Annotated in this window: 29 protein-coding genes; 7 read left to right on the top strand and 22 right to left on the bottom strand. The window is 53.4% G+C overall.

The window, feature by feature from the left end; genetic code table 11:
• Positions 1 to 18: 18 nt before the first annotated feature.
• Both B7994_RS08910 and B7994_RS08905 read right to left on the bottom strand, forming a co-directional pair.
• Positions 19 to 1,869, bottom strand: coding sequence for a DNA topoisomerase IV subunit B (locus B7994_RS08910; RefSeq protein ID WP_088638104.1), 1,851 nt, complete (start codon positions 1,867 to 1,869; stop codon positions 19 to 21).
• 202 nt (positions 1,870 to 2,071) lie between these two features.
• Positions 2,072 to 2,743: a DUF4230 domain-containing protein gene (locus B7994_RS08905; RefSeq protein ID WP_088638103.1), complete on the bottom strand. Its 672-nt coding sequence runs from the start codon at positions 2,741 to 2,743 to the stop codon at positions 2,072 to 2,074.
• Between the two features lie 53 nt (positions 2,744 to 2,796).
• Here B7994_RS08905 and tgt point away from each other — a divergent pair, with 53 nt between their 5' ends.
• From tgt to B7994_RS08890, 3 genes are read left to right on the top strand one after another with little or no spacing between them, the layout of a single operon-like run.
• Complete coding sequence (tgt, locus tag B7994_RS08900; RefSeq protein ID WP_088638102.1) at positions 2,797 to 3,939, top strand: tRNA guanosine(34) transglycosylase Tgt; 1,143 nt, start codon at positions 2,797 to 2,799, stop codon at positions 3,937 to 3,939.
• Positions 3,940 to 3,979: 40 nt separating this feature from the next.
• Complete coding sequence (locus tag B7994_RS08895; RefSeq protein ID WP_088638101.1) at positions 3,980 to 4,978, top strand: DUF2156 domain-containing protein; 999 nt, start codon at positions 3,980 to 3,982, stop codon at positions 4,976 to 4,978.
• Positions 4,978 to 5,457: a hypothetical protein gene (locus B7994_RS08890; RefSeq protein ID WP_088638100.1), complete on the top strand. Its 480-nt coding sequence runs from the start codon at positions 4,978 to 4,980 to the stop codon at positions 5,455 to 5,457. Before B7994_RS08895 ends, B7994_RS08890 begins: the two co-directional genes overlap by 1 nt.
• 77 nt (positions 5,458 to 5,534) lie before the next feature.
• On the opposite strand, the gene B7994_RS08885 is transcribed toward B7994_RS08890, so the two are convergent.
• The 7 genes from B7994_RS08885 to B7994_RS08855 form a co-directional block, all read right to left on the bottom strand.
• Positions 5,535 to 6,191, bottom strand: coding sequence for a hypothetical protein (locus B7994_RS08885; protein WP_144063818.1), 657 nt, complete (start codon positions 6,189 to 6,191; stop codon positions 5,535 to 5,537).
• Between the two features lie 108 nt (positions 6,192 to 6,299).
• Positions 6,300 to 7,442 carry a molecular chaperone DnaJ gene (dnaJ, locus tag B7994_RS08880; RefSeq protein ID WP_088638098.1) on the bottom strand — a complete coding sequence of 381 codons (1,143 nt, stop codon included), beginning with the start codon at positions 7,440 to 7,442 and terminating at the stop codon, positions 6,300 to 6,302.
• A 129-nt stretch (positions 7,443 to 7,571) separates the two neighbouring features.
• On the bottom strand, positions 7,572 to 9,473 hold the full coding sequence (gene dnaK / locus B7994_RS08875) for a molecular chaperone DnaK (RefSeq protein WP_088638097.1): 1,902 nt from the start codon (positions 9,471 to 9,473) through the stop codon (positions 7,572 to 7,574).
• A gap of 215 nt (positions 9,474 to 9,688) precedes the next feature.
• Positions 9,689 to 10,033, bottom strand: coding sequence for a hypothetical protein (locus B7994_RS08870; protein ID WP_088638096.1), 345 nt, complete (start codon positions 10,031 to 10,033; stop codon positions 9,689 to 9,691).
• A 131-nt stretch (positions 10,034 to 10,164) separates the two neighbouring features.
• Positions 10,165 to 12,282 carry a family 43 glycosylhydrolase gene (locus tag B7994_RS08865; protein ID WP_233143134.1) on the bottom strand — a complete coding sequence of 706 codons (2,118 nt, stop codon included), beginning with the start codon at positions 12,280 to 12,282 and terminating at the stop codon, positions 10,165 to 10,167.
• A gap of 123 nt (positions 12,283 to 12,405) precedes the next feature.
• Positions 12,406 to 13,116: a nucleotide exchange factor GrpE gene (gene grpE / locus B7994_RS08860; RefSeq protein WP_088638095.1), complete on the bottom strand. Its 711-nt coding sequence runs from the start codon at positions 13,114 to 13,116 to the stop codon at positions 12,406 to 12,408.
• Between the two features lie 429 nt (positions 13,117 to 13,545).
• Positions 13,546 to 14,571 (bottom strand): AAA family ATPase, encoded by a 1,026-nt coding sequence (locus B7994_RS08855; protein WP_088638094.1) that lies wholly within the window; start codon positions 14,569 to 14,571, stop codon positions 13,546 to 13,548.
• Between the two features lie 411 nt (positions 14,572 to 14,982).
• On the opposite strand from B7994_RS08855, the gene B7994_RS08845 reads away from it, so the two are divergent.
• From B7994_RS08845 to B7994_RS08835, 3 genes are read left to right on the top strand one after another with little or no spacing between them, the layout of a single operon-like run.
• Positions 14,983 to 15,273: a hypothetical protein gene (locus B7994_RS08845; RefSeq protein WP_072813196.1), complete on the top strand. Its 291-nt coding sequence runs from the start codon at positions 14,983 to 14,985 to the stop codon at positions 15,271 to 15,273.
• Positions 15,254 to 15,487, top strand: coding sequence for a hypothetical protein (locus tag B7994_RS08840; RefSeq protein ID WP_072813118.1), 234 nt, complete (start codon positions 15,254 to 15,256; stop codon positions 15,485 to 15,487). Before B7994_RS08845 ends, B7994_RS08840 begins: the two co-directional genes overlap by 20 nt.
• Positions 15,487 to 15,771 (top strand): DUF4160 domain-containing protein, encoded by a 285-nt coding sequence (locus tag B7994_RS08835; protein ID WP_088638092.1) that lies wholly within the window; start codon positions 15,487 to 15,489, stop codon positions 15,769 to 15,771. Before B7994_RS08840 ends, B7994_RS08835 begins: the two co-directional genes overlap by 1 nt.
• A 14-nt stretch (positions 15,772 to 15,785) precedes the next feature.
• Here the strand turns inward: B7994_RS08835 and B7994_RS08830 are convergent, their stop codons facing one another.
• Both B7994_RS08830 and B7994_RS14460 read right to left on the bottom strand, forming a co-directional pair.
• Positions 15,786 to 16,640, bottom strand: coding sequence for an IS3 family transposase (locus B7994_RS08830; RefSeq protein WP_144063817.1), 855 nt, complete (start codon positions 16,638 to 16,640; stop codon positions 15,786 to 15,788).
• Between the two features lie 27 nt (positions 16,641 to 16,667).
• The gene (locus tag B7994_RS14460; RefSeq protein ID WP_088638090.1) at positions 16,668 to 16,976 is read right to left on the bottom strand and encodes a helix-turn-helix domain-containing protein; all 309 of its coding nucleotides are present in this window, start codon (positions 16,974 to 16,976) and stop codon (positions 16,668 to 16,670) included.
• 82 nt (positions 16,977 to 17,058) lie between these two features.
• On the opposite strand from B7994_RS14460, the gene B7994_RS08820 reads away from it, so the two are divergent.
• Entirely contained in the window at positions 17,059 to 17,199 is a 141-nt protein-coding gene (locus tag B7994_RS08820; protein ID WP_198957842.1) for a hypothetical protein, read from the top strand.
• A gap of 152 nt (positions 17,200 to 17,351) precedes the next feature.
• Here the strand turns inward: B7994_RS08820 and B7994_RS08815 are convergent, their stop codons facing one another.
• The 11 genes from B7994_RS08815 to B7994_RS08765 all read right to left on the bottom strand — a co-directional run bounded on the left by B7994_RS08815 (position 17,352) and on the right by B7994_RS08765 (position 26,142).
• Positions 17,352 to 17,567, bottom strand: a complete 216-nt coding sequence (locus tag B7994_RS08815) for a hypothetical protein (RefSeq protein ID WP_073054022.1) — start codon at positions 17,565 to 17,567, stop codon at positions 17,352 to 17,354.
• A gap of 1 nt (position 17,568) precedes the next feature.
• Positions 17,569 to 18,054, bottom strand: a complete 486-nt coding sequence (locus B7994_RS08810; protein WP_088638088.1) for a DUF3990 domain-containing protein — start codon at positions 18,052 to 18,054, stop codon at positions 17,569 to 17,571.
• The gene (locus B7994_RS08805; protein ID WP_073116476.1) at positions 18,051 to 18,266 is read right to left on the bottom strand and encodes a DUF3791 domain-containing protein; all 216 of its coding nucleotides are present in this window, start codon (positions 18,264 to 18,266) and stop codon (positions 18,051 to 18,053) included. The genes B7994_RS08810 and B7994_RS08805 overlap by 4 nt, the downstream gene beginning before the upstream one ends.
• A gap of 111 nt (positions 18,267 to 18,377) precedes the next feature.
• Complete coding sequence (locus B7994_RS08800; RefSeq protein ID WP_072799628.1) at positions 18,378 to 18,833, bottom strand: V-type ATP synthase subunit K; 456 nt, start codon at positions 18,831 to 18,833, stop codon at positions 18,378 to 18,380.
• An 18-nt stretch (positions 18,834 to 18,851) separates the two neighbouring features.
• Positions 18,852 to 19,307 (bottom strand): V-type ATP synthase subunit K, encoded by a 456-nt coding sequence (locus B7994_RS08795; RefSeq protein WP_083532182.1) that lies wholly within the window; start codon positions 19,305 to 19,307, stop codon positions 18,852 to 18,854.
• A 39-nt stretch (positions 19,308 to 19,346) separates the two neighbouring features.
• On the bottom strand, positions 19,347 to 21,275 hold the full coding sequence (locus B7994_RS08790) for a V-type ATP synthase subunit I (protein WP_088638087.1): 1,929 nt from the start codon (positions 21,273 to 21,275) through the stop codon (positions 19,347 to 19,349).
• Positions 21,272 to 21,904: a V-type ATP synthase subunit D gene (locus B7994_RS08785; RefSeq protein ID WP_073192090.1), complete on the bottom strand. Its 633-nt coding sequence runs from the start codon at positions 21,902 to 21,904 to the stop codon at positions 21,272 to 21,274. Before B7994_RS08785 ends, B7994_RS08790 begins: the two co-directional genes overlap by 4 nt.
• 1 nt (position 21,905) lies before the next feature.
• Positions 21,906 to 23,207 (bottom strand): V-type ATP synthase subunit B, encoded by a 1,302-nt coding sequence (locus B7994_RS08780; protein ID WP_088638086.1) that lies wholly within the window; start codon positions 23,205 to 23,207, stop codon positions 21,906 to 21,908.
• On the bottom strand, positions 23,200 to 24,957 hold the full coding sequence (locus B7994_RS08775; protein ID WP_088638085.1) for a V-type ATP synthase subunit A: 1,758 nt from the start codon (positions 24,955 to 24,957) through the stop codon (positions 23,200 to 23,202). Before B7994_RS08775 ends, B7994_RS08780 begins: the two co-directional genes overlap by 8 nt.
• A gap of 17 nt (positions 24,958 to 24,974) precedes the next feature.
• Entirely contained in the window at positions 24,975 to 25,532 is a 558-nt protein-coding gene (locus B7994_RS08770) for a DUF2764 family protein (RefSeq protein WP_088638084.1), read from the bottom strand.
• A 7-nt stretch (positions 25,533 to 25,539) separates the two neighbouring features.
• A complete protein-coding gene (locus tag B7994_RS08765; RefSeq protein WP_088638083.1) occupies positions 25,540 to 26,142 on the bottom strand; it encodes an ATPase in 603 nt (200 codons plus the stop codon).
• Positions 26,143 to 26,368: the final 226 nt, after the last annotated feature.

The following is a 26,368-nucleotide window of genomic DNA, read 5'->3' as shown; positions in this document are numbered from 1 at the left end:
CTAGCCTTGTCGCGCCTATTAAAGTTCTTCCACCGCTTCGGTGCGCAGGTTTTCTACGATGTAGTCCTGGCGTGCCTGCGTGTTCTTGCCCATGTAGTATTCCAGCAACTTGCCGAGAGAGGCGTCGTTCGGCATGGTGACGGTCTCCAGGTGCATGTTTTCGCCGATAAGCAGCTTGAAGTCCTCGGAGTCCATTTCGCCGAGGCCTTTGAAGCGCGTGATTTCCAAATCCTTCTTGTTGATTTCCTTCGCGGCCTTGTCGCGTTCTTCTTCGTCGTAGCAGTAGAAGGTCTTCTTCTTGTCTTTGCGGTTGCGCACGCGGAAGAGCGGCGCCTGCAATATGTAGAGGTGCTTCTCCTGCACGAGTTCCGGGAAGTACTGCAAGAAGAACGTCATCACCAGGAGGCGGATGTGCATGCCGTCCACGTCGGCATCGGTCGCGATAATCACCTTGTCGTAGCGCAGGTCCTCGAGCCCGTTTTCGATGTTGAGGGCGGCCTGGAGCAGATTCCATTCCTCGTTCTCGTACACGATCTTCTTGGAGAGGCCGTAGCTGTTCTTCGGCTTGCCGCGCAGGCTGAACACCGCCTGGGTCTTGGGGTTACGTGCCGTAGTGATGGTACCGGAGGCGGAATTACCCTCGGTAATGAATATCATGGTCTCGCTCTTGAGCGGGTTTTTGGCATCGGTGAGGTGCACGCTGCAGTCACGGAGCTTCTTGTTGTTGAGGTTCGCCTTCTTGGCGCGCTCGTTGGCCAACTTCTTGACGCCGGCCAGTTCCTTGCGGAGCTTTTCGTTCTGGTTGATGCGTTCCAGGAGCTTCTTGGCCGTATCCTCGTTCTTGTGGAGGTAATTGTCCAGTTCGCGGGCCACAAAATCCACAATCCAGGTACGGAGTGCGGGGCCGTTCGGGGCCGTGGTGGTGGAACCGAGCTTTGTCTTGGTCTGGGATTCGAAAACCGGTTCCTGGATGCGCACGGAAACGGCTCCCACGATGCAGTTGCGCACGTCGGAAGCGTCGTATTCCTTCTTGAAATGGTCGCGCACGCCCTTCACCAAGCCCTCGCGGAATGCCGCCTGGTGGGTACCGCCCTGGGTGGTGTGCTGGCCGTTCACGAAGCTGAAGTAGTGTTCGCCTTCCTGGTTCGAGTGGGTGATGGCGAACTCGATATCCTTGCCCTTGCAGTGGATGACCGGGTAGCGGATGGTGTCGTCGGTGCGGCTGTGGAGCAGGTCCAAGAGCCCGTTCGGGCTGTTGTAATCCTTGCCGTTCATCACCAGCGTGAGCCCGTTGTTCAGGTAGGCGTAGTTCCAGATCTTCTCTTCCATGTAGGCGGGGAGGAACCGGAAGTTCTTGAACAGGTCGTTATCGGGCTCGAAGTAGATTTCGGTGCCGTTTTTCTCGGTGGTGGAGGTAATCTTGAAGTCCTTCACCAGAATGCCCTTGCTGAATTCGGCGCGCTTGACCTTGCCGTCACGGAAACTTTGTACGATAAACTTTGTAGAGAGCGCGTTCACCGCCTTGGTACCCACGCCGTTCATGCCCACCGACTTCTGGAAGGCTTCGGAGTCGTACTTGCCGCCCGTATTCATTTTCGACACGCAGTCGATGACCTTCTCGAGCGGGATGCCGCGGCCGTAGTCGCGCACGCGGCAGCTGTGGTCTTCCATGTCGATTTCAATCTTCTTGCCCGCGCCCATGGCGAACTCGTCGATGGAGTTGTCGATAACTTCCTTCGCGAGCACGTAGATGCCGTCGTCGGGGCTCTGTCCGTCGCCCAGCTTGCCGATGTACATACCGGGGCGGAGCCTAATGTGTTCGTACCAATCTAGAGTCTTGATGCTGTCCTTGTCGTACTTTACAGCCATTTCTTACCTTTTCAAAACTAAAAAACTGCCTTTTTTCGCCAATTTTAAGAAAATTTGCGGAATTTTTGGCGGTACCTGCCCGGACTCGCGGCTCCGGTCCGCCCTTTGCCCCTAATATAACAAATATTTTTGTCAAAGAGTGACAATTTGTGCAGTAAAACATCCGATTTGAAACGACGGATGCGCTAGCAATGCAAAAAAATCACATCGATTCCAGCTTTATGTGGTACCCATCGTCGGGATGCAGCCAGCTTCTGATGAACGATTTCTTGGAGTCTTCGACCGGTTCGGCCAACTTGACTGCGGAACCAAGATAGAGCAAGATAATACGCATGGCATGCTCTCGGGCCCTACGTTTCAGTTCGTCAATATTTTCTTCCTCGTACCTTTTCTGTTCAGCAATGAAAAACTGCTTGAAATCCTCGAACTTGATGTTGTTGAGCCAGCCACTCTTTTCCCATAGGACATCGATACTTTCGAAATTGATACTGTGACTCAAGATTTTCGGCTCGGGAAGGTAAATGAATATCGTCCTCGAGAGAGGTTCGACATTAATCTTGATGTCCTTCAGGTCATAGCCGAGCTTCACGTCGCCCTGGTATACCAGCATGAACTGCTTGACAGACTGATTGATCCGCCATTCGGGCATGTACTTCAGGAGCTTTTTCGCATCCTGGTAGTTCGCATTCTTGCGGTAATGATGGTGTAGGGTAGCCAGTTCAGAAATTTCGTTTATTTGCTGTTCCACGAATGCGCTGGTAATTTTCGTTCCCTTGTTTTCAGGGGCATCCAGTTTCTTGATGACAAAAACGGTCGTGACCACCGTTGCACATACAATTATGAGCAGGGAGACTATTTTGAGAGCCAATTTCATCGTAAGTCACCAATCCGTGTTTCTCATGAAATATATATAATTTTTTATCTTAGATGGCCGTGAACAACAATCCCTTCGAACTTTTAAAGACAAGTGAACACAGCAAGGCCCGCCGTGGCCGGCTCCACACGGCGCATGGCGTCGTGGAAACACCGATTTTTATGCCGGTGGGCACCCTTGCGAGCGTGAAGGGGCTTTCTTCTCGTGACCTGCACGAAATGCAGGCGCAGATCATCCTCGCGAACACATACCACCTGTATTTGCGTCCGGGTACGGAACTCGTGGCAAAAATGGGCGGCGTTCAAAAATTTATGGGCTGGAACGGCCCGATGCTCACGGACAGCGGTGGATTCCAGGTCTGGAGTCTCAAGGACCTGCGCCACATTACCGAAGAGGGAGTGGAATTCCAGAGCCATCTGGACGGCTCGCGCCACATGTTCACTCCGGAATCGGTGATGAAGGCCCAGCGCGAAATCGGGGCCGACATCATCATGGCCTTCGACGAATGCACGCCTTACCCGAGCACCGTCGAAGAAGCTTCGCACTCGCTCGACTACACGCTCAAATGGACCCGCCGCGCAGTGGATTGGCTTCGCGAAAATCCGCCGGTCCACGATTACCCGCAATATTTCTTCGGAATCGTGCAGGGCGGCATGCACAAGGAACTCCGGCAAAAGTCCATCGACGCCCTCAAGGAAATCGCCCCCGACGGCTACGCGATGGGAGGCCTTTCCGTTGGCGAACCCGTAGAAACCATGTACGAGATTGCGGATTTCTGCACGAATTCGCTGCCTGCCGACCGCGCCCGCTACGTGATGGGAGTGGGCACGCCCTGGAACCTGCTGGAACTCATCAAGCGCGGGGTCGACATGTTCGACTGCATTTTGCCTGCCAAGAACGCGCAGGACGGCCTCGTTTACACCAGCAGGGGAGTACTCCGTTACAAGAACGCCAAGTTCGCCGATGACAACCGCCCGCTAGACCCGGAATGTGACTGCCATTGCTGCAGGAACTACACACGCGCCTACGTGCGTCACCTTTTCAAGACCAAGGAACCCCTCGGCTGGACGCTCTCGACGCTCCATAACCTGCATTTTTACCTGCACTTGATGCAACAGGCCCGCGACCACATCGAAGCCGGCGATTTCGAAGAATGGTCCGCAGAAATTATCCCGCAGCTGCAGCAGGAAGCATGAATCCGCACCTTAAGCCGTAAAAAATTGTATTTTCTGGGAGATGATAAACCTTAAGGCTCCAGAACTTTCTGATCGGGCTGCAGCGGCAAATGCCGTGGCCGATTCGGGTTATACCGGCAGCGATGCGAGCTTCGCGAACATTTTCCTGTTACGGCAAAAGTATGGCACACAGATTGCCATGCAAGACGGGTTCCTGTTCCGCTATTACAATGGGCAGGGGAGTCGCCGGGGCTATGCTTTCCCGCTAGGGACAGGGGAGCCGCAGGCTGCCTTGAAGTTGATTGTCGAAGATGCCCGCAAATCGGGCCGTCCGCTGGAATTTTGCCTGGTGGATGAGCCGCGGGCACAGATTTTGCGGGAATATTTTGCAAGCGCTGGGGCGAACATCGATGAAACGGCCCTCCATTTCGAAGAAAACCGCGGCGACAGCGATTACATTTACTCCGCAGAAGGTCTCGCGACGCTCGCGGGCAACCAATACCGCAAAAAACGCAATCACATTTCGCGATTCAATAGGACTTACTTAGACTATGAAATCCGCCCGCTTACGCCTTCGAACTTTGATGACGCGCTTGCGGTCGAAAAGAGCTGGCTCAAAGTGGAATCTTTAGGCGAATCCGGCGATTCCGACTGTGAATGCACCTGTGAATGTCGCGAAGCCGCCTGGGCCGAACGCTCCGAAGATGAAAAATCCCGTATGGCAGAATACTGCGCCATTGTGGAGGCGCTGGAAAACTTCGATAAACTCGGCTTGAATGGCGCAGTGCTCTATGTCGAAGGCAAGCCTGTCGGCATGACAATGGCTTCTGAAATAGTTCCCGGCGCATGGGATATCCATTTTGAAAAAGTCATCGACGAATACGCCGAAAATGGCGGGTACGCGATTATAAACAAGCTTTTCGCCGAGCGCCTCGTGGCTGCCGGAGCAAAATTCATCAACCGCGAAGAGGATATCAACATCGAAGGCCTCCGCAAGGCAAAGCTCTCGTACTACCCGCAAACGATTCTCGACAAAATGCATGTTCGAGTGGGGGTGTGATGCTTTCCTCCATCCTCTCAAAAAAACAATGCGCCGCCTGCAAGTTCTGCTGCTCCTTCCGGCGTCAGAGCCTCTGGGAAACCCCGCTTTTCCCGCCTGAAGTCGCCGAAAAACTCAGCAAGCCCAACGAATACGGTGTGGTGGGGGAGTTCCGCGACGGTCAAGTTATTCTTGGTGGATACAAAACCGCCGATCCCGAAGAAGAAGTTCCCTGCACCTTCCTGGATCCGCACAAAGGGTGCATTTTAAATCCCGAAGACAAGCCCTTTGACTGCAGCATCTGGCCGCTCCGCATTATGAATAAAGATGGCGAACTCGTCATCGCGCTCACTCCCACGTGCCCAAGCATCGGCGCGACACCCCGGCCCGAGCTGATTGAACTTGTAAAGAATGGCCTCGGCGAAAAAATCCTTGAATACGCCAAAGCGCATCCGTACATTATCAAGGAATACCGCGAAGGATTCCCGATTATTCTTTAACGAAACCCTATAAAACAAAAATCCCGGGCGTCGCAGCCCGAAATCGCGCCCCAATTATGGCGTGTATTTCTAATTACTTATTTTCTTAAATAAATAAAAGAATTAGTAGTGATCAGAGCGGCTTGCACGAACCATTTCTTTTCAAAATCACGGTCGAAGTTTTTCTCGAATCGGAATCCGCCATCAATGAAAAATCCATAATGGCCTTCGGGGTGAATTTGAAGACGGATACCAATGTCGTCTTGGAATGTAAAGCTTTCCTTGTGGATTCCCTTGGTAATCATTTCGGTTATAAGACGATGCTTATTTACAAAGCCAAAATAATTGTTGGGCACTACCGGAAAATAAAGCGACCCATGTAATATAAATCCAATCACTTCTATAATTCGTAGGTACAGATCAATCTCATTGAGCCCACACTTCGAAGTACAGGAGGAGTCTCTTGCTAAAGTTGCAAAAGGGAGTGCAAGGACTAAAAACGGTAATTGGAATATGGATTCGTCTGAGATAGTTTGAAAGCGATCTGTGAATCCAATTTGAAAACGAAAGATATCTATCCCCACTTCCATACCATAATTTTCAAATGGTTGGGAATGCCATCCGTAACTTAAATCGCCAACGGGAGTGGTCCCTGTCAATGTCTGCGAATAACCACCTGATAAATAAACCCCATATTCATCGCAAAAAGCGGATGTCGTCAAAAAGAGTAGGGCTATAATAAGGACTTTTTTCATATAAAACTTCAAATGTCATTTTAAAAATAATATAAAAATCCCGGACATCGCTGCCCGGGAGTATTAATGTCACCTTGAAGCGCCCCCATTGGGGGGGGGCGATAGGGTCTATTTAAACAGGTTCTTCATCTTCTCGAGGAAGGATTCTTCCTGTGCGGTTTCCTTGTCGTGCCGGAGTTCCGCGAGTTTCTGGTAGAGTTCCTTCTCTTCGCGGCTCAAATCCTTCGGGATTTCCACGCCGATGTTCACGTAGAGGCTTCCACGGTCGCCGCGCTTGTTCAGCGGGTAAAGGCCCTGTTCGCGCAGGCGCAAGATGCTTCCGGCCTGGGTTCCGGCCGCAATCTTGATCTGCACTTCGCCACCGTCCAGCGTCGGGATTCGTTGCGTTCCGCCAAGCACCAGCTTGTGGACCGGAACCTTGATTTCGCAGTGCAAATCGTCGCCTTCACGGGTGTAGAAGTCGTCGGGCTTTTCGGCAATGACCGCCAGCAAGTCGCCGCAGGCACCGCCGCGAGGCCCGCAGTTGCCTTCGCCACGCAGGTTCAGGTACTGGCCCTCGGCAACGCCCGCCGGAATCTTGATGGAAATCTCTTCCGTTTCCTGCACACGGCCTTCGCCATGGCAGTTGCTACACGGTTTCGCGATAACTTCACCCGTACCGTTACAGGTGGGGCAGGCGCTCTCGGTAATCATCTGGAAAAATCCGCCTGTAGAGCGGCGCACACGACCCGTTCCATGACAGGTGCTGCATTCCTTGATGTCCTGACCGCCCTTGCCGTTACATTCCGTACACGGCGTGTAGCGTTTCAGGCGAACCTTCTTGGTGCAGCCTTCGAAGATTTCCTTGTAGCTGAGCGCCACCTTGATCTGCAAGTCGTTTCCGCGCGGAGGCCCGGCCTTGCGACCGCCTCGACGGCTGCCGCCAAAACCACCGAATCCGCCACCGAAAATATCGCCAAAGTTCGCGAAGATATCCTCGAAACTGAATCCCTGGCCGCCGAATCCGCCGCCACCAAAACCGCCACCGGGGGCGTTGAAGCCGAACTGGTCGTACTGTTTACGCTTTTCGGGGTTGCTGAGCACGTCGTAGGCCTCGGCAGCCTCCTTGAACTTCTCTTCGGCTTCCTTGTCGCCCGGGTTCTTGTCCGGGTGGTACTTGATGGCAAGTTTCTTGTAGGCGTGCTTGATCTCGTCAGCACTCGCGTCCTTGCCGACGCCTAGAACTTCGTAATAATCTCTTTTTTCAGCCATAATTCGCTCACTTCGTCGCGATTCTCTACCAAAAAAGCATCTACTCTATTTACGCAAAAAGGATTGCCCCCTTTTGAGAGGCGAATCCTGTTTGATTTTGCGGCAGGTCTGAATCCGCCGCGCATTCAATTAGTCAACCACTTCCGCGTCGACGACTTCCGGGCCATCGCCCTTCTTGTCGGACTTCGGCTGTTCAGAAGCGCCCGGCTGCGGACCCGGCTGAGCCTGGTTTGCACCGGCGGCCTGAGCCATGGAGCTGATCATGCCCTGGAGCTTGTCCATAGCGGCCTTGATCTCTTCCTTGGTGCCGTTGTCCTTCTTGGCCTTGATGTCGTCAATGGCAGCCTGCAGCTGGCTCTTGGTGTCGGCCGGCAACTTGTCGCCAAATTCCTTGAGCTGACCTTCGGCCTGGTAAGCCATCTGTTCGGCCTGGTTCCTGATGTCCACCAGTTCGCGCTGTTCCTTGTCCTTGGCAGCGTTGGCTTCGGCATCCTTCACCATCTTGTTGATTTCGTCTTCAGACAAGCCGCTGGAAGAAGTAATCTTGATGGACTGTTCCTTGCCGGTTTCCTTGTCCTTAGCAGACACGTGCACAATGCCGTTCGCGTCGATATCGAAGGTCACTTCGATCTGCGGCACGCCACGCGGCTTCTTCGGGAGGTCGGTCAGGTCGAACTTGCCGAGCGTACGGTTGTCGCGGGCAAATTCGCGTTCGCCCTGCAGCACGTGAATCGTCACGGCCGGCTGGTTGTCTTCGGCGGTAGAGAACACCTGGCTCTTCTTGGTCGGAATCGTGGTGTTACGGTCGATGAGCTTGGTCATCACGCCACCGAGGGTCTCGATACCCAAGGAAAGCGGGGTCACGTCGAGGAGGAGCACGTCCTTCACGGAGGAGTCGCCGCTAAGCACGGCACCCTGGACGGCGGCACCGATAGCCACCACTTCGTCCGGGTTCACAGTCTTGTTCGGTTCCTTGCCGAAGAACTTCTTCACGGCTTCCTGAACGGCCGGAATACGGGTAGAACCACCAACCAGGATCACCTCGTCGATTTCGCTCAGGGAGAGGCCGGAGTCGGCGATAGCCTTGCGGCACGGTTCCATGGAGCGTTCCACCAGGTGGGCGGTCAGCTGGTCAAACTTTGCACGGCTGAGCGTGAGGTCCAAGTGTTTCGGGCCCGAAGCGTCGGCAGTGATGAAGGGGAGGTTGATGTTCGTGGAAGTCGTTGCAGAAAGGTCGATCTTCGCCTTTTCAGCGGCGTCCTTCAAACGCTGCAGGGCCATCTTGTCCTTCTTCAGGTCGATGCCCGGATTGTCCTTCTTGAATTCGTCGTTGATCCAGTCGATAATCACTTCGTCGAAGTTGTCACCGCCAAGCATCGTATCGCCGTTGGTGGCCTTCACGCTGAACATGCCGTCGTCGATTTCCAGGATGGAGATATCGAACGTACCGCCACCGAGGTCATACACGGCGACCTTTTCGCTCTTCTTGGAGTCAAGACCGTAGGCAAGGGCAGCAGCCGTCGGTTCGTTCACGATACGCAGCACTTCGAGGCCAGCGATCTTGCCCGCATCCTTCGTAGCCTGACGCTGGGAGTCGTTAAAGTAGGCGGGGACCGTAATCACGGCCTGCGTCACCGGCTGGCCCAGATAGTCTTCGGCAATCTTCTTCATGGTCTGGAGCACCATGGCCGAAATCTCGGGAGGAGCGAACTGCTTGTCGTCCACCTGCACGCGCACCGGGTCAGAACCCGTGCCCACCAGCTTGTAGGGCATGTTCTTTTCGGCAGCGGAGCATTCACCGGCAGTGCGACCCATGAAACGCTTGATGGAGTAAATCGTCTTTTCGGGGTTGGTGATGGCCTGACGCTTTGCCACGTGGCCCACCAGACGTTCGCCGTTCTTGCCGAAAGCGACAATGGACGGGGTGGTGCGGAAACCTTCCGCGTTAGCGATCACGACCGGCTTGCCGCCTTCCATCACGGACACGCAGCTGTTGGTCGTTCCCAAGTCAATACCGATAATCTTGCTCATAATGAGTCTCCTATTTTTAAATTCTTGCCGCCCGCGAATCAATCTGAACGGGGCGATTTTTTACGCCCATACATAAGCAAAACCCGTGCCAAAAGCAAAAAACGCCCATTTTGTTTCGTTCTGAAACAAGAAAAGCCCCTAAACCGGGGCAAAAAAGGCGTGTTTCATATTAAAACGCTCCGTATATGAGGGGAGGGAGAGGCATCCACTTTTGTCTAGGATGCGAAAAGTATCGCCAGCAGGGCCATCCACTCGCGGCGAGATAAAAAGCCCTCTACTTCATACAGGTTCTTTCCGCAGTACTCTTTTATTTTGTTGCCGTCCACTTCGTATATCGTGGGGCCGCAATAACGTTTTAGTTTTTCCCCGTCGAATTCCAGCAGGGTCTTTCCGCAATATTCCTTTATTTTATCCCCGTCTATCTCGAAAATGTTTTTGCCGTAATATTCTTTCACCTTGTCGCCATCAATTTCGTAAAGAGTCTTACCATAGTATTCCTTGATTTTGCCGCCTTCTATTTCAAGCAGCGTCTTGCCGTAATATTCCTTCAGTTTAGCCATGATATCCTCTTTTTTTGGGGGCTTCCATTTGAATATAATAAAAACCCCGGCCTTCGTTACGAGAGGTCGGGGTATTTTAAAGTATGGGGGAGTTCCGCGCGGTTTAAGATGCGCGGGAACGTCTCGCGGACTTACCTCCCCAAATTAATCCGCAGGGTCTTTCCGGCGGGGTTGCGGACGACGTAGACGCCGCTCCCGAAGCCGGCGGTCTTGAGTCCGGCCTTGAGATCCGTGAGCGTCGCGCCGGCGTTCAGGCGGATGTTCCCGAGCTCGGAGCCCATCAGGTCGAATACCCTGTAGCTGCCCGCGGCCCTCGCGAAAGCGTTTGCCATGCCCGCGGCTCCGGTGCCGTTTAGGGCGATTTTCGGCACAATGCCCGTTTTCCCGTTGCGGATGTCCTCAGCGCTGCCTTCGCTCTCTCCAAACGCAATCCAGTCGAGGTTCACGTAGTCGCTTGTCACCAGCACCTTGAGCACGTGCTCGCCCGTGGTGAGTTCCTTGGTGGTCGTGCCCTTGAAGGTCTCATAGGTGTCGAATTCCCCGGTGCCTGCGAGTGCGAGCGTGTCGGTAATCGGCTCGTCGTCCATAAAGAGCTGCACGCTCGTGTTGTCCATGCCGCTGGCGTAGCTGAGTTCGAAGGGGAGTTTCCCGCCCGCCTGCACGTTCACGGTGTATTCCAGCCATTCGCCCTTCTGCGTGTAGCCCACGGCAAATCCGTCGCCGTTTTTCACGATGTCCACGCGGTCTTCGCGGTATTCGCCGCCCTGGTTCTTGGTATCCATGTCGTAGTAGGCCTTGCCCGCACCGCCCACGTCGTAGTTTTCGAAGTCGATGAAGTTCGCAGCCCCCTCGACCTTCGCGCCCACGACCGGCAAATCGCATTTTGCCTCGGGGTCGCCGAGTTTCGCCTTGCAGAACGGGCCCTGCGGAATGGAAGTCTTGCTGTCCTCGAATTCCCAGTAGTCCGCCTCGAAATCGCCCGCGAACACGAAGAACACGTCGTGCTTGCCGACCGCACCGGTCAGCGGCACCGTCACCAGGCCGTCGGCGCTAAATTCCGCCTTGCCGACGATTTCGCCATCCACCTTGTCCAGGCGCACGGTGATGCTCGACGCCTTCTTGACGCTCAGAACGGATGCCGAGAAGCTTTCCGCACCCGCGTCGCCGAATTCCACGCCGCTAATCTTGGTGTATTTTCCTTCGGAAAGATTGGTGATGACCGTATTGCCGGCGGTACCGCTCTTACGGACCCTCACTTCTTCGCCCCAGGACATGGTTTCCGCTTCCACGCGCTTGTACGGGTCAAAATCTTCCAGCTGGGCCACGCCATTGTCCGGCCAATAGTCAATCTTTTGAATCGTACCGTCGGCGTTATACTTCATTTCGGAAAGGCCGACAGAACGACGCTCCTTGTGTTGGTATTTCTGGCCCATCTTCTCGGACTTGTAACGCCAAAGTTCGTAATTCAGGCCGAAAACGTAGGATTTCCCCTTGAAATCGATGATACCCGGGTGGTTTCCGTTACTGCGCGAAGAATGCGGCATAATGTCGCCCTTGTAGGTCCAGGGGCCCGTAATCTTGTCGCTCATGGCATACCCGATACCTTCGGCACAGCAGGTCGATGCGAAAGTCATGTAGTAATTGTTGCCGTGCTTATAGACCCAGGGGCCTTCCTGGTAATCCTTGATCTTGGGGTAGGTGACAATAGAACCCTGAGTACTAATCATGTCCTTGTTCAACTTGATCATGTACAATTCGGGGTTGCCCCAGTACATGTAGGCCTGTCCGTCGTCGTCAATCCAGACGGTAGGGTCGATATCGTTCCAGTGCTCGCGCTGCCAGACCAGCGCCTTATTCAAAGGTTCCTTGAAAGGGCCGTAAGGGTTGTCCGCCACCAAGACGGAAATGCCGTTGCCGTGAATGGGGACGTACATGAACCACTTGCCGTCGCGCTCGATGACCTGTTCTGCCCAGGCCCCGTTGGTTTTAGAGGTCCACTTGATGTCGCCCAGGCTCGCTACGGCTCCGTGGCTGGTCCAGTTGACCATGTCCGTGGAAGTGTGCAACAGCCAGTCGTACATCATGAACCCGTCGGCATTGTCCTCGTCGTGGGTCGTGTACAGGTAAACCGTATCCCCATGGACATAGGGCGCCGGGTCAGCCGTATAGTTCGTCGTGATTACAATTTTCTGAGCGAAACCCGTACAAGCCAAGGCCAATACGGAAGAAACTAATAAGATATTTTTCATCTTAATCTCCAAACATTTTTTACACCAGAGATAAAGATATATCGAAAAAAGCCCCGCGGAATACCACGGGGTTAACTTATCATTGACATTTTTACAAAGGGGGCGGGGGTGTCTCGCGCGGGCTTATTTTCCGGACGAAACGATCACCTTCGCGGTCTTGAGAATCTTGTTCTTGAGCTTGTAGCCCTTCTGGAACACGGTGACCACGTGGCCTTCGGGCACAGTCTCGCTAGGCTGCTGCATCAGGGCTTCGTGCATGTTCGGGTCGAATTCCGCGCCGGTCGGGTCAATCTGTTCGAGGCCCGCGTCGGTCAAAATCTTCGCGAACTGGTTGTAAATCATCTGCATGCCTTTTTCGAAGGCTTCCAGGTCCTGGGCCTTGTTTTCGCTCGCGAAGGCGCGCTCGAAATTGTCCTGCACTTCGGAGAGCTTCTCCAAGAGCTTGCCGTTCGCGGTCTCGATGAGTTCGAGCTGTTCCTTGGCGGTGCGGCGGCGGTAGTTGTCGAATTCGGCCATCAGACGCAAGTTGCGGTCGTTTGCATCGGCAAGGGCGGCCTTGAGGGCTGCAGTCGGGTCCGGAGCCGCGGCAGGTTCGGCCGGCTGTTCGGCAGCGGGTTCCGCGGGCTGTTCAGCAACGTCTGCGGGCTGTTCGGCGGCAGCGTCGGCATTCTCGGCCGGCTGTTCCTGTGCATCGCCAGCACCCTGGTCAGATGCGCCAGCCTTGTTCGCCTCGGCCTCCATCTTCATAGCGTCTTCGGCGGCCTTGAGCACGTCCTGTTCGAATTTTGCCTTTTCTTCTGCGGTCGGTTCCTGCTGATTCAAATCTTCTGCCATTTCAATACGTTCCTATTTAATTGTCCGCCGGAATATTGCCCACGGGACATCTGTTTTACATTTTCGACCCAAATTTAGCAAATTTTATGCCAATTTAAAGCAGGGGATTCCTGGGGAAAACGCAGGCTTTTTTGACTTTACATACTAAATGAAGGAAAAAGACATTTTGATATGTAAAATCAGCCTTAAAAGACAAAAAATTGCTTCTCAAAGAGCTCGAAACGATAAGGTTGGTATGAAAAAATGAGGGTTTCAAAATAAAACGCCGCCATTGAGCCTGGATCCTCAACATTCACTGGGGAATGGTGGCAAGAAGCGGCTAGCCTCCGTTCCCTGATTAAATTCTCAATATTTAGTTTACATAATCTACATTATCGGCAACAATTCAACCAAAAGTAAACACACCCAGATTTTCAATTACGATTTTTCTCAACATTTTCCGTCCAGATTAAAAAGCAAAGAATCCCTACAACAGTCCAAATCCTTTGCTATGCGCGGGGATTGCGTAGTCAAAAAGAACTGAACCTGCGGGAAAGCCTTCTTGAGGCGCGATACCAAACCCGATTGCAATTCAGGATTTGTGTTTAGCTCAATTTCGTCTATCATGACAATCGCGGTCTTGTCAAACAGACTTGAAGCCTCAGGATTCGCCATCGTCAATCTTCGAGCAATGTCGCTCATCAATGCCACATAGTTCATTTCTTCTTCCAGCAGCAGGTCAAATGACAGTAAAGTTCCGTTCTTTTCAACCATCAAAGAGAGCGTATCCCGCTTTACACGAAAATTCCTGTAACCGGGCAGGAGTACTTCAATTGCAGTACGGAATGCATTCAGTTGAACATCCCCCATAAAGCCTTCGCCCGCATCCCGACGTTTCTCGTTTTCCAGGTCTTCACGTTCGCGAAGCCATCTGAATAGCGAATGGAAATTTTCCGTTCCGCGCCTAAAACCATCAAAGGCATCCAATGGGTCCAACGCTTCGCTGTCATGAATTTGTAGCGGAACATCCTTCACAACACGATCGGCAGGATAGAAGGCCACCAAGGATAAATCCTGTTCCGAACCATCCGTTCGACGCCTCAACAGGCTATCTACGAAATCGTTCAATTCGCCCCGGTTCGCAGACCTACCAATCTTTTTGTCACAAGAGGATCGCTTTTTCAAAAGCGACCACCGAACCATTCGATTTTCGAATTCAGGTATTTGTACCGTCATTTCGAGGTAGCCGAACCCCTCGCCACCGTCAATATCATCCAATTCAATCTGTATGCCGCGCCCCATGGGACTCATCAGTCGGGCAACATACCACGAAAGCAGATACCGCATGGCTGTAAGCACCGCAGACTTGGCTGCCGAATCTAGCCCGGTAAAGGCAACCATCCTAGACTCACCAAAATCCAATTCAAGGTTCCGAATTCTTCGAAAATTCTCTATTTTAAGCGTCTTTACAATCATCTTTTCAACTTTGGTACAGCCACATATTTTTCCTTAAAATATCTTTCCCACATCTCTATTATGTCCGGCCCCCTTACGCATTTTTCTCCATATCGTCTTTTACATTCGACACGCACCGTAGAGTTCCGATTAATTTTCTCAAAATCGCTGATAAACCGAACCCACAATGGATAATACTCTTCCAACAAAGCGTTTCGTTCAAACAGGTTTTCTGTACGCTGTATAATCTTTGAACGGTAAGCAAGCGCTTCCTTTCGATCAAAATAATCCTTCAAATATTTTTCAAACCCGGTCAGAATATACCTCTTTTTACCATTGAATATACCTTTTTTACAGGAATCGTGCAAGCGAGCATTTAGTCAGACCCCTAAGGCTATTGACTAAGCCCGCCAATTAAATTATATTTCAAATATGGTCAATTCTAAGGCAATCCTGTCAAATGACGGATGTTACATATCCTTCTCCTTTAACGGGCGGACTATACGGTTCAAGGGGCCGTATAGCCTTGTCAAGATTGCAAAGGTGAAGGAATGGGACAACGGCTACCTGGTGGTCGATGCCGTATATAGTCAGAACAAGGACAAGCTCGTCGAGGACTATATCGACCTGGTCCCTATCCTTGAAGACCTTTACATCGACCCGAAAATTTTCTTGCAACCGATAACATCTGTCGAGGTGGACAATGTCCGAGCAACAGCTTAATGAAATCGCCGACAAGGCCGACATGATTATCGCCAACTACAGTTTCACCGTTACGGACAACGGCGATGTCAAGATTCTCTATTTGAGCAACCCGGAGCAAGCCTGCGTCCTGAACAAGGATGGAGACATGATCAAGTCTTCCATGTGCGACGCACAGTTAGCCCTCGTCCAGGCCTACTACCTGAAAAACAAAGATTTGATCGGGAACGACTAATGCCGAAATATTTTCCATTCAAGATCGCCGGCTACTATCTGTATTTTACCATGGCCTGCATAGTCGAATGCATCCACGCGCACGCGAGCGACTCAAAATTGACTGAAGCCGGTTCCGCAAAACTTTTCATCAAATCAAACGGCGACACCGTTGTCCAGAAACGCGGTACTCTTTCCGACAAGGATCTTCTGACCATCCAGAAATACATCAAGAACAACTACTTGACAATGTTCGAAATGTGGTCTCAGCATTCGGAACACGGATTCTTCGGCGAGAACAAGTAAATCACTCTCGACAACTACGCAGCCAGCCTTTTCAACCTATACTCTACCGGGCTCAGGTACCCGAGCGTGCTATGCAACCTCCTGCGGTTATAGAACGCCTCAATATAGTCGAATATGTCCGACTCCACCTCCTCCATGCAGGAATACTTTCTCCTGTAAAGCAGTTCCGTTTTCAGGCAAGCGAAAAAGCTCTCCACGCAAGCATTGTCGTATGGACAGCCCGGGGCACTCATTGAAGGCACGGCCTTGTTCTCGGCAAGCATTGTCCGGTACCGTCTGCTACTGTATTGCGGCCCTCGGTCCGAGTGGAACACTAGCCCCTCATGAACGCCACGCCGTGCAAATGCGCAACCAAGCGCCTCCACAACAATCTCAGATTCAATATTGCGCGACAGCCTATAACCTACAATCTCCTTGTTGCACAGGTCGATGACAACGGCCAGGTAAAGCCAGCCGAAGCTCGTCGCGATGTAGGTAATGTCTCCCGCCCAGACCTTGTTCAACGCATCGGGCAAGAACTCGCGCTGCAAAATATTTTCGCTGTACATGCTGTCGCAGGTTCCCTTGCGGTAGGGCCGCCACCGCCTTCGGGCCACAGGATACAGCCCGTTCTCGTGCATAATGCGACGAATCCTGTACTCGCTGACATCCACCCCCTCGTTTGCAAGGGCGACCTTCATCCTGCGGCAACCGTATGTCCTGCGGTTTTCCTCGAACACACGAATAACCACATCGGCAAGGGCCCTTTCTCGCTCGCGGCGCTCGGCTCGACGGGCCTCCGCACGAATCCACTGGTAATACGAGGCCAGCCTGACACCAAGCGCCTCGCACATCCTTGAAACAGGGAAGCAGTCCCGTTTTTCATGAATGGCCTCGCACTTGAACCGGGTCGTGGATTATAGATGAACCGGGATGGCCTTGAGAATCTCCGCAGTCTCCCTCGCATGGGCAAGTTGCTTTTCTAGCCGACGGTTGCGGCGAACCAACTCTTTCAGCCGAGCCCGCGTCGATTCCCTTCTCCGGCCCTTCCGCTCGGCCCTATAACAAGGAAGGCCCCGCTTTTCGCAGAGCCTATTCACCCACCTACAGACAGTATTGACACCTATCCCGAAAACTTTCGAGGCGACCGAGGCGGAATATCTTCCATCTAGGACATACTCCGCTACCTGGATGCGCTTTTCCTGAGTGTATCTCACATTTGCCATTGTGAATCTCCCTTTTTTAGGCCACACAATGGAAACGATAATACATTTTTACACTCTTGTAAAAACGCAACAGTTCAAGGCTATGCGTAGGTTCTACGCTTCTGAAACATTCGCCAAGTTGGTTGACCTGGAAACCGGACTTTACCTTGAAAGTTCTCCCTATGTCTACGACATATTCAAGGCGGAACAGGAAAACGGGAAACTGACTCAACTCGAAGTCTAGCCTAAGCAGGCTCCTTACGCGGCCAGCCTTTTCAACCTATACTCTACCGGGCTCAGGTACCCGAGCGTGCTATCCGACACCTTTTCCGACATTCTTTCCGAAATTGCCATGGCGGACAATGACGGATTCGCAGAGATTATCTCCAAGATGGCTTAACCACCCATATCAACAAGTATCTGCACCAAGACCTTATAGTCCAGATACTGGATTCCATCTTTCCCTTGATGGATTTTGTCAGCCAGTTCGCTGTTATAATACATATCCATCGCCTGTTCTAGCGAACAGTTCTTCACCTGCGCAAGATGCGCAATAATGCGCTCTTCCAGGCGTTCCTGATAGACTTTTTCCAGAACATCTTCGTCTACCATTTTACACCTCTTCGCAACCCTTGTATTTCAGGACCGCATCAATAGCCTTTTGCGTGATAAAGGCGATCTGGTCGTAAGTCGGATAAGCCTTTATTTCCTTCAATGCCCGCGGCATATCCCAGATACCGGAGTGATACATATCCACAACACGGAAAACCTTGTCATTTGCGACCTTGCCCATAATTACATCGTATTGGGCATATTCCAAGGAACCATCGCGGCATTTGCACACGAAATCAATCCATTCCTCTAAATCATCGGGGAACGTCTTAACGGAGAGTGCGGCAGGGACATCGTCCATGTCATAGACATTCAATATCGGCTTCAGGTTCCCATCCTTTAGAATATCGATTTTCCTGTGCGCCCAACGGACAGCCTGTTCACGCACCGTCGTGACATAGAATCCCTTTCCGAAATCAAGCGGTCGAAAAGAATGCTCAACATCCGGCTTGTCAACAACAGCGTTCGAACCATGATAGACGATCATATGGCCACCTTACGGACGTTCAGATATTCTTCAATATCGCTGACGACGAAATCAGTGCTCTGCGTATGCAAAATTTCGTAATTGGGAACAAGGAATTTCTGAATACAGCCTGATTCAGCCAGCTTTCGATACACAAAAGACGGCAAACGATTCCACTTGTTTGCGCAAGCGTGAATCATATACACGACAAATTCAAAAGATTCCTGAACCATGGTCTAATCCTAATTGTTTTTCGCAGTCCAATTATAAAAAAAAGGGTGCGGGGCAATGCCCCGCTATTCTTGAAAAGGAGATGCCCGCCTGCGCGGGGATGACAAAGCGTCCTACGATACCAGCATCATGGAGAACACCATGACGAACAGCGCGACGGTTTCGCCGACGCCAAGCACCATCAGGTAGTTCACCAGGCCCTTGCCGGTTTCGCCGAGGGCGTTGCAGGCGTCCGCAGCGGACTTGCCCACGTACCAGGCAGATGCCATCATGCCGATGCCACCGAAGATGCCGACACCGAGATACGCCGCCCAGTTGGCCGGAGCCGCCTGGGACTTGTTCAGGATGTACATCATCAGCAACATGCCGTAGATTGTCTGCGCAATCGGCGCGCCCACGAAGATGAGCAGCGTAAACAGCGCGTTCTTACCCTTGAGATACGCCTTCTTCCAGGCCCCGATGGCCGCCATGCCGGCAGTCCCGCAGCCCAGCGCAGAACCCACCGCGGCAAGGCCCAAGGCCGCCACCGCGCCGAGTTTCGCGAGCGTTAAAAGTTGAGCTTGATCCATACGTGTTACCTCGCTGGATTAAAGCACCATCATGGAGAACACGAGAACGAACAGGGCCACGGTTTCCACGATACCGAGCACCATCAGGTAGTTCACCATGCCCTTGCCGGTTTCACCGAGAGCGTCGCAAGCCACAGCAGCGGACTTGCCCTGGTACCAGGCAGAAGCCATCATGCCAAGCCCGCCGAAGATACCGGCGCCGAGGCAGCCGCCCCAGTTGGTAAAGCCGGATTCAGCAGCCTTGCTCAGGATGAAGTTCATGAGCAACATGCCGTAAATCGTCTGAGAAATCGGGGCACCCACGAACACCAGGAGTGTGAAGAGAGCAGACTTGCCCTGGGCATAAGCCTTCTTCCACATCGTGATGGCGGACATACCGGCCGTTCCGCAACCAAGGGCAGAGCCCATAGCCGCAATGCCAAGCGCAGCTGCAGCACCCATTTTAGCGAGAGTCACCATTGTATTCGGTTCCATTGTTTTTTCCTCATTAAGTAGCGGGAATTATCCCTTGGTTTAATTTTTCTGCTTGGCGAAGGGCGCGAAGGCGAATCCGCTCCATTCCTGGCCAAGTCCATTTGAAAATTCGAGTGTGTTAAGACGTACGGCGTGGACGGCGACGCCCATGACCGCAAGCGCGATGTTCAGGCCATGCACAAAGAGCAACAGGAAGGCCGCACCGGCGATACCGACAGCAGAGCCGAACAGCGGCGAGAGCATGTCGTTGAACGCCTCGGCGATGGCCGCACCGGACATGCCCACGGCAAACAGACGGATGTAACTGATCACGTCGGTAAAGCTGTTCACCACGTCCAGCACCAGCATAGGGATGCTGATGAAGTCTTGCTTGAGCCTCTTGGGCGGCACGGTAAAGAGCACCAGAAGCACCGCTTCCACGATGAACATCGGGATGACGAACTTCGGCATATCGATACCGAGCACCATCTGGCAGGCCAGGAAGAACATCACCCAGCAGCCGATAAGCCAGCCCACCTGCGCCATGAACGTGGAATCCTTGCGCTTGATGCGCACGCACACGTTCCAAATATGGGCAATACTCAGATGGACCACGGCGATGCAGAAGCAGAACAGCTGGATATGCTGCATCTGGGAGGCACCCGCCGCCTTGGGCACGAAGCTTTCGGGCAGAATCGTGATCGACTGGGCGAAGGCCTTGTAGGCTTCGAACTTCGCAGGGTCAGTCGGTGCACTGGTGCGAATCCAGAGCATCGCGTTCTTCAGCGGTTCAGGCAACCAGCCGTAGTTGGTGATGTCCAAGTAATACGTCCACCCCGCAAGCGCCGGAGAAAGTCCAAGGAAGCTTGCGTTGATGACACCCCACACGATGGTGGCGATGCTCATGAGGTAGATAAAGTGGAAACCAGCAGGGTTCGCTTTCGGCATTTTCTTGCGTGCAAAGAGCGCCAGACCGAGGAAGAGCAACCCGTAAGCGGTATCCCCCACAATCATCGCAAAGAAGATGCTGAAGAAGCAAAGGAACACGGCCGACACGTCCACTTCCTTGTACCCCGGCGAAATGCCGATGATGTCGTACAGGAACTGCATGGGACGGCTGAGCTTGCTGTAGGTCAACAGCGTCGGGATATCGTCGCCGTCGGCTGGGTCGTCCACCAGGAGGCCCCAGCCGTGCTCGCGGGCGGCCTTTTCGAGTTCGCCCACGCGCGGTGCGGGGCAGAAGCCCTGCACGGCGGCGACGTTCTTGTCGCCCACCATCGAGGCTTCGGCTTCGACCATGCGGTAGTCGTCACCCACTTCGAGGAGCTTGTCTTCGATAGATTCCCTGACGCCCGAAAGTTCACCCAGGCGTTTTTCAACGCGGGCAAGCGTTTCCTTGGCTTTCGCTTCCATTTCACGGTATTCGGCAAGCGACTTCTGCGGCATCGTGAGTTCGGTGAAGTTACCCTTCACGGCGACAGGGGCTTCTCCCCTGCTCACGACAGCCACATACCTACCGTTTTCATCCTCGCCGAATTCTTCGATGGAACCTTCGCCATCGAGTTCGAACGGGATTTTACCGTCATGGAGCTGGTACAGTTTTACATAGATACCCTTCGCCTGCAAGGCAGCTGCCGTTGTGGGGTCCAGGTTCTTGAACATGGAAAGTTTGGTGAGTTCCTCTTCAGCCTGTTCCTTGTCGATTTCCGCCTGCTTGCTTTCGGCAACCAGGTTCTGGATTTCTTCGATAAGGCTTGCTGCCGGAGCGGCATCCTTCACGGGAGTCACACCCTTCGGGGCCTTCTCGGGCACCACTTCCAAGGCCTTCTGCACGCGGTTCATTTCGCCGCGGGCCTTGTTCAGCTTGGCGCCTGCTGCCGCCTGCAAAGGCGTGAGGTGCAAAATTTCAAGCGTACGGAGCGCCTGGAGCGTCTCTTCAACTGCACTTGCAACCGTCAGCACCGTCACTTTCTTCATAGGAGTAATCATGCGGCGGCCTCCTTCGCGAGTGCATCCTGAGCAGCGGTACGAGCGGTAGCCTTACCCTTAGCAAGCTTGCTGCGGGCAACGCCACTGGTCTGCTGGTCGCCCAGGAAGATGTTGATGACGCGGATATTTTCCTTCGCCTCGGGAATCTTCACCTTTTCGAACAGGTTCACGCGCTGGCTCGTGGTACGCAGTTCCTTCGAGAGGAGTTCGTACTGACGCTCGAGCACGCGGCGTTCCAGACGCAGCGAGATCAGGCCCTGAAGGCTTCTGATACCGTCGTCCAGCCACACGGGCGTGGTGAAGAAATCCGGAATGGCGATATTAAAGTCTACCCCGTCGTATGTCGGAATCTTCACACCGGCGATGTTACCTTCGCCCTGGCGCACTTCCTTCACCGACAGGTACTTTGACCATTCGATGGGTTCGGCAAACAGCGAAATCCAGGAAGCCATGCTCTTGCGGAGCTTGTCCTCCTCTTCTCGCTTTGCCATCACCCTCTCCTGGAGCGTGCGCATTTCCATCTGCAGCTGCTGCTTTTTCAACAGCAACGTCGGCAGATAGCGCTGGAAGCGCTTCAATGCGTCGCGTTCCGCCTTGAGGGCGTTTTTAGTTAACTTGACCTTCGCCATATTACCCCTTCTTGGGCCAATATTCGTTGATCATCTTGGTCGGAATACCCGTTTCTTCGGGTGCGAAACAGTCGGCAAGGATTTCCCAGCCAAGGTCCAAAGCCTTTTCCAGCGGAATGTTGACGGAAAGGTCCATCATTTCCTTTTCAAAGCGCACACCGTACTTCAACAGTTTCTGGTCCCAGTTACTCATGTTGAAGCCCATGGACTGCTTTTCCAAAGTTTCCTTGTAGCTTGCGTACAACTGGATCATGGTGTTCATGATGGTGCGGTGGTCGCTACGGGTCTTGCCGTTCACCTGCTGTTTCAAACGAGACAGAGAACCGAACGGTTCGATACGGCCCTTACGCAGGTAGAACTGACCTTCGGTAATGTAACCGGTGTTGTCCGGAACCGGGTGGGTCACGTCGTCGCCAGGCATGGTCGTAACGGCAAGGATAGTGATGGAGCCCGAACCTTCGAAGTCCACGGCCTTTTCGTAACGGCTGGCAAGCTGAGAGTAAAGGTCGCCAGGATAACCACGGTTCGACGGAATCTGTTCCATCGTAATGGCGATTTCCTTCATGGCGTCTGCAAAGTTCGTCATGTCGGTGAGGAGCACGAGCACGTTCTTGCCTTCGGTAGCGAACTTTTCAGCCACGGCAAGGGAAGCATCCGGCACGAGCAAGCATTCCACGATCGGGTCAGAGGCGGTGTGCATGAACATCACCGTACGGCTCAAGGCACCGTTCTTTTCGAGGAAGTCCTTCAAGTACAGGTAGTCATCGTGCTTGAGGCCCATGCCGCCGAGGATAATCACGTCCACTTCGGCCTGCAATGCGATACGGGCCAAGAGTTCGTTGTAGGGTTCACCGGCGATAGAGAAAATCGGGAGCTTCTGCGAAACCACGAGCGTGTTGAACACGTCGATCATCGGGATACCCGTACGCACCATCGTCTTCGGGATGATACGCTTTGCGGGGTTCACGGAAGGGCCGCCGATAGTAATGCGTTCGCCGTCCACTTCGGGACCGTTGTCGCGAGGCTTGCCGGCACCGTTAAACACGCGGCCGAGCAAGGCTTCGCTGTACGGGACCTTCATCGGTTCACCGAGGAAACGCACTTCGGAGTCGGTGGAAATACCGCGGGCACCTGCGAACACCTGCAAGTCCACCATGTCGCCGTCAATACGGATCACGCGGGCAAGGGATGTTCCGAACGAACTTGTCACCTGGGCAAGTTCCTGATTTGCAACACCTTCGGCACGGAGCGTAATCACGGAACCGGCGATGCGTTCAATACGATGGTATGCCACATTATGCATTAGCGGAAACCTCCTTCACGGAAGCGAAAATACTTTGTTCAAGGTCCTTGAATTCCTGGGAATCGAACTTGACGCGGTTCCAGTCCTTCGTCGACTGAGTGAGCTTAAGGAAGAACGTACGGGCGACGTCCTTCTCGCTAAACTTCATCGGGGTCTTGAGGATGGTGTAAACCTTGTCGAACACGTACTTCTGGCGTTCGGCAGAGCAAGCGGCGTCGATTTCGTTGTAGGCGTCCTGCTGCAGATAAACTGCATCCAGGTATTCAGACTTCAAGTAAATCACAAAGTCATCGATGGAGGTACCTTCTTCACCCACCACCTTCATCATGTTGTTCACGTCCACACCGTTCGCAAGAATGCTACGGGCTTCAGCCACCTTCTTGGAATCGATGATGCCCTCGTACTTGGACCAGGAATCCAGCGGGTGAATAGCCGGGAAGCGGCGTTGGTCAGAACGTTCACGGGAAAGGCCGAGGAATGCGCCCACCACCTTCAAGGTAGCCTGGGTCACGGGTTCTTCGAAGTTACCACCTGCCGGAGAAACAGATCCGCAAATCGTCACGGAACCAGTAGAACCATCCTTCAGGCGAACCACACCACCGCGTTCATAGAAGGCGGCGATCACAGATTCGAGGTAGGCCGGGAAGGCTTCTTCACCGGGGATTTCTTCCAAGCGGCCGCTCATTTCACGCAGAGCCTGAGCCCAACGAGAAGTAGAGTCAGCGAGCAAGAGCACGTTCAGGCCCATCTGACGGTAGTATTCAGCGAGGGTCACACCCGTGTACACGGAAGCTTCACGAGCAGCCACCGGCATCGAAGACGTGTTACAAATAATCAGCGTACGTTCCATGAGGGACTTGCCGGTACGCGGGTCAATCAGTTCAGGGAATTCGCGGAGGGTTTCCACCACTTCACCTGCACGTTCACCGCAAGCGGCCAAGATCACGATATCCACGTCGGCGTAGCGGCTCATGAGCTGCTGGAGCACGGTCTTACCGGCACCGAACGGGCCCGGCGTACAGAACGTACCGCCCTGCATCACGGGGAAGAACGTATCTATAATTCTCTGCTGCATGGTCAGAGGCTTGCTCGGACGGAGGCGTTCTTCGAAGGCCTTGATCGGCATCTTCACCGGCCAGGTCTGCACCATGGTCACGTCCTGGGTTTCGCCCTTGTCGTTCTTGAGCTTGGCGACCACATCTTCAACCACATGTTCGCCAGCGGCAGAGACCGATTCCACAGTCCACTTGCCGAGCAGGCGGAACGGCACCATAATGCGGTGCGTAAACACGCCTTCGGGCACGGTGCCGAGCGTATCGCCCGCGACCACCACATCGCCCACCTTCGCGACCGGGGTAAATGCCCACTTCTTGTCGCGGGGGAGCGCCTTCAAATACTTACCACGCTGCAGGAAGAAGCCGCATTCTTCGGCAAGCTTCGGGAGCGGGTTCTGCAGACCGTCAAAGACCTGAGTCAAGAGGCCGGGGCCAAGTTCTACGGACAAAAGTTCGCCGGTGAATTCCACCTCGTCACCCGTCTTGAGCCCCGTGGTGTCTTCGAACACCTGGAGTTCGGCGTAGTCACCGCGGATACGGATGACTTCGCTCTTGAGGGGGATAACTTCGGACTTGCCGTCCTTGTTTTTCTGGGTAAGCTTGGCATACGCCACTTCGTTCTGGGACACGGCGGTTTCGAACTTGACGCGTATCAAGTTTCCGTTCACGCCGATGATTTTTCCGATACTAGCCATTGAAAATGGACCTCCGGTCATTCCTGCTCCGCCGTAGAGGCGTATGCAGGGTCGTTTGCATTAATAACATTCAAAACAGCGCTGTCGCCGGCTTCTTCAGTCAGGCGGGCCCAGCGTTCACAAATTTTCAGCTTGATCGCATATGCGTAAACATGCTTGACAGTCCCCTCGCCTACACCGGCGAGGCAGTCCACAAGCCAGAAACGGGCCTTGTCGATATCCTGCTCTTTTTCCATAGGATTCGACTTGGCAAACGCGTCCTGAATCATCTTCGCGAAAGTGACATCGTAGCCCGGGAAGGACTTGTCCGTAAAACGGACATCCGGGCCCCACGCAGCCGCGCGGAGCCTGCCCGAGACGTTCTTCATCTGAATTTCGTGGGCCTTGTAGGCACGAACGAACTCGTCGTCACATTCTTCGCATTCACCGTCGTCGAGAACGGCGTCCAGGGCCAGAAGCTCCGGCTCGGACAGCACGCCAATGCAGCGGTGACGGAACTCTTCCATGGTGAGGGGCGGAACGTCGCCCATCTCGAGCATCGGAAGAGACGCCATCAGGTAAGAAGGAGAGCTCATCGCGATCCTACTTGGCCTGGGCAGCGGCGTTTACAACGCGGGAAAGTTGCGGACGGAGCAGGGCCGAAAGAGCGTCGGCCATTGCAGCTTCTGTAAATTCGTGGGTGACCTTGCCGCCATCGAGCTTGATGCGGAAGCCGAACTTGACACCCTTGTCGCTTTCGACCTTCACGCCGGCGGAAAGCTGCTTGGCAAACTCGCCCATCACAAAGGAGCTGAGCTTACGGGCATCGGCATCGGAGAAATCCACCTCGATGTCGGAATTGTAGGACTTGGCGACTGCCAAGAGCATGGCCTTGACCGTAGATTCGTCCAGGGACTTTTCCACCTGGAGGTTAAGCAGGTCCATAATCATCTTTTCGAGATTCTTGCCTACCGAAAGCAGGAGGTCGCGGGCGGACTGTTCAAGGGTGCGTTCGCTGCGTTCCGTGAACGCTTCGGCGTCCTTGTCGGCCTTTTCCAGACGGGCGGACGCTTCGGCCTCGGCAGCCTTCACGATATCGGCCGCCTTTTCCTTGGCCTTGGCAATGATAGCCGCCGCCTCGTTTTCTGCTTTATCGACAGCATCTTTCTGGATGCGTTCCATAAGGTATTGCAAGTCTTCTGCCATATATATCTCCAATTACGAATCCGGACAGGACTACATGACAAAAAACGGCCCTGCTAGCCCTAATCCAGAAAATTTCGTTAGTAATATACAAGTAGTTTTTGCCAAAAGTTCAGAAAAAAATGAAAATTTTTGAAAAAAAAGACAAAAAAGCATTTTTTCCCGACGAAAAAGCACAGATTGTGTAAAATCTGACTTTACAAAACAAAAAAGTGAAAAATGCAATGCA

Source organism: Fibrobacter sp. UWR2 (assembly GCF_002210285.1).
Lineage (GTDB): Bacteria > Fibrobacterota > Fibrobacteria > Fibrobacterales > Fibrobacteraceae > Fibrobacter.
The sequence above is the reverse complement of the archived record's forward strand: the minus strand, read 5'-3'. Positions and strand labels throughout refer to the sequence as shown.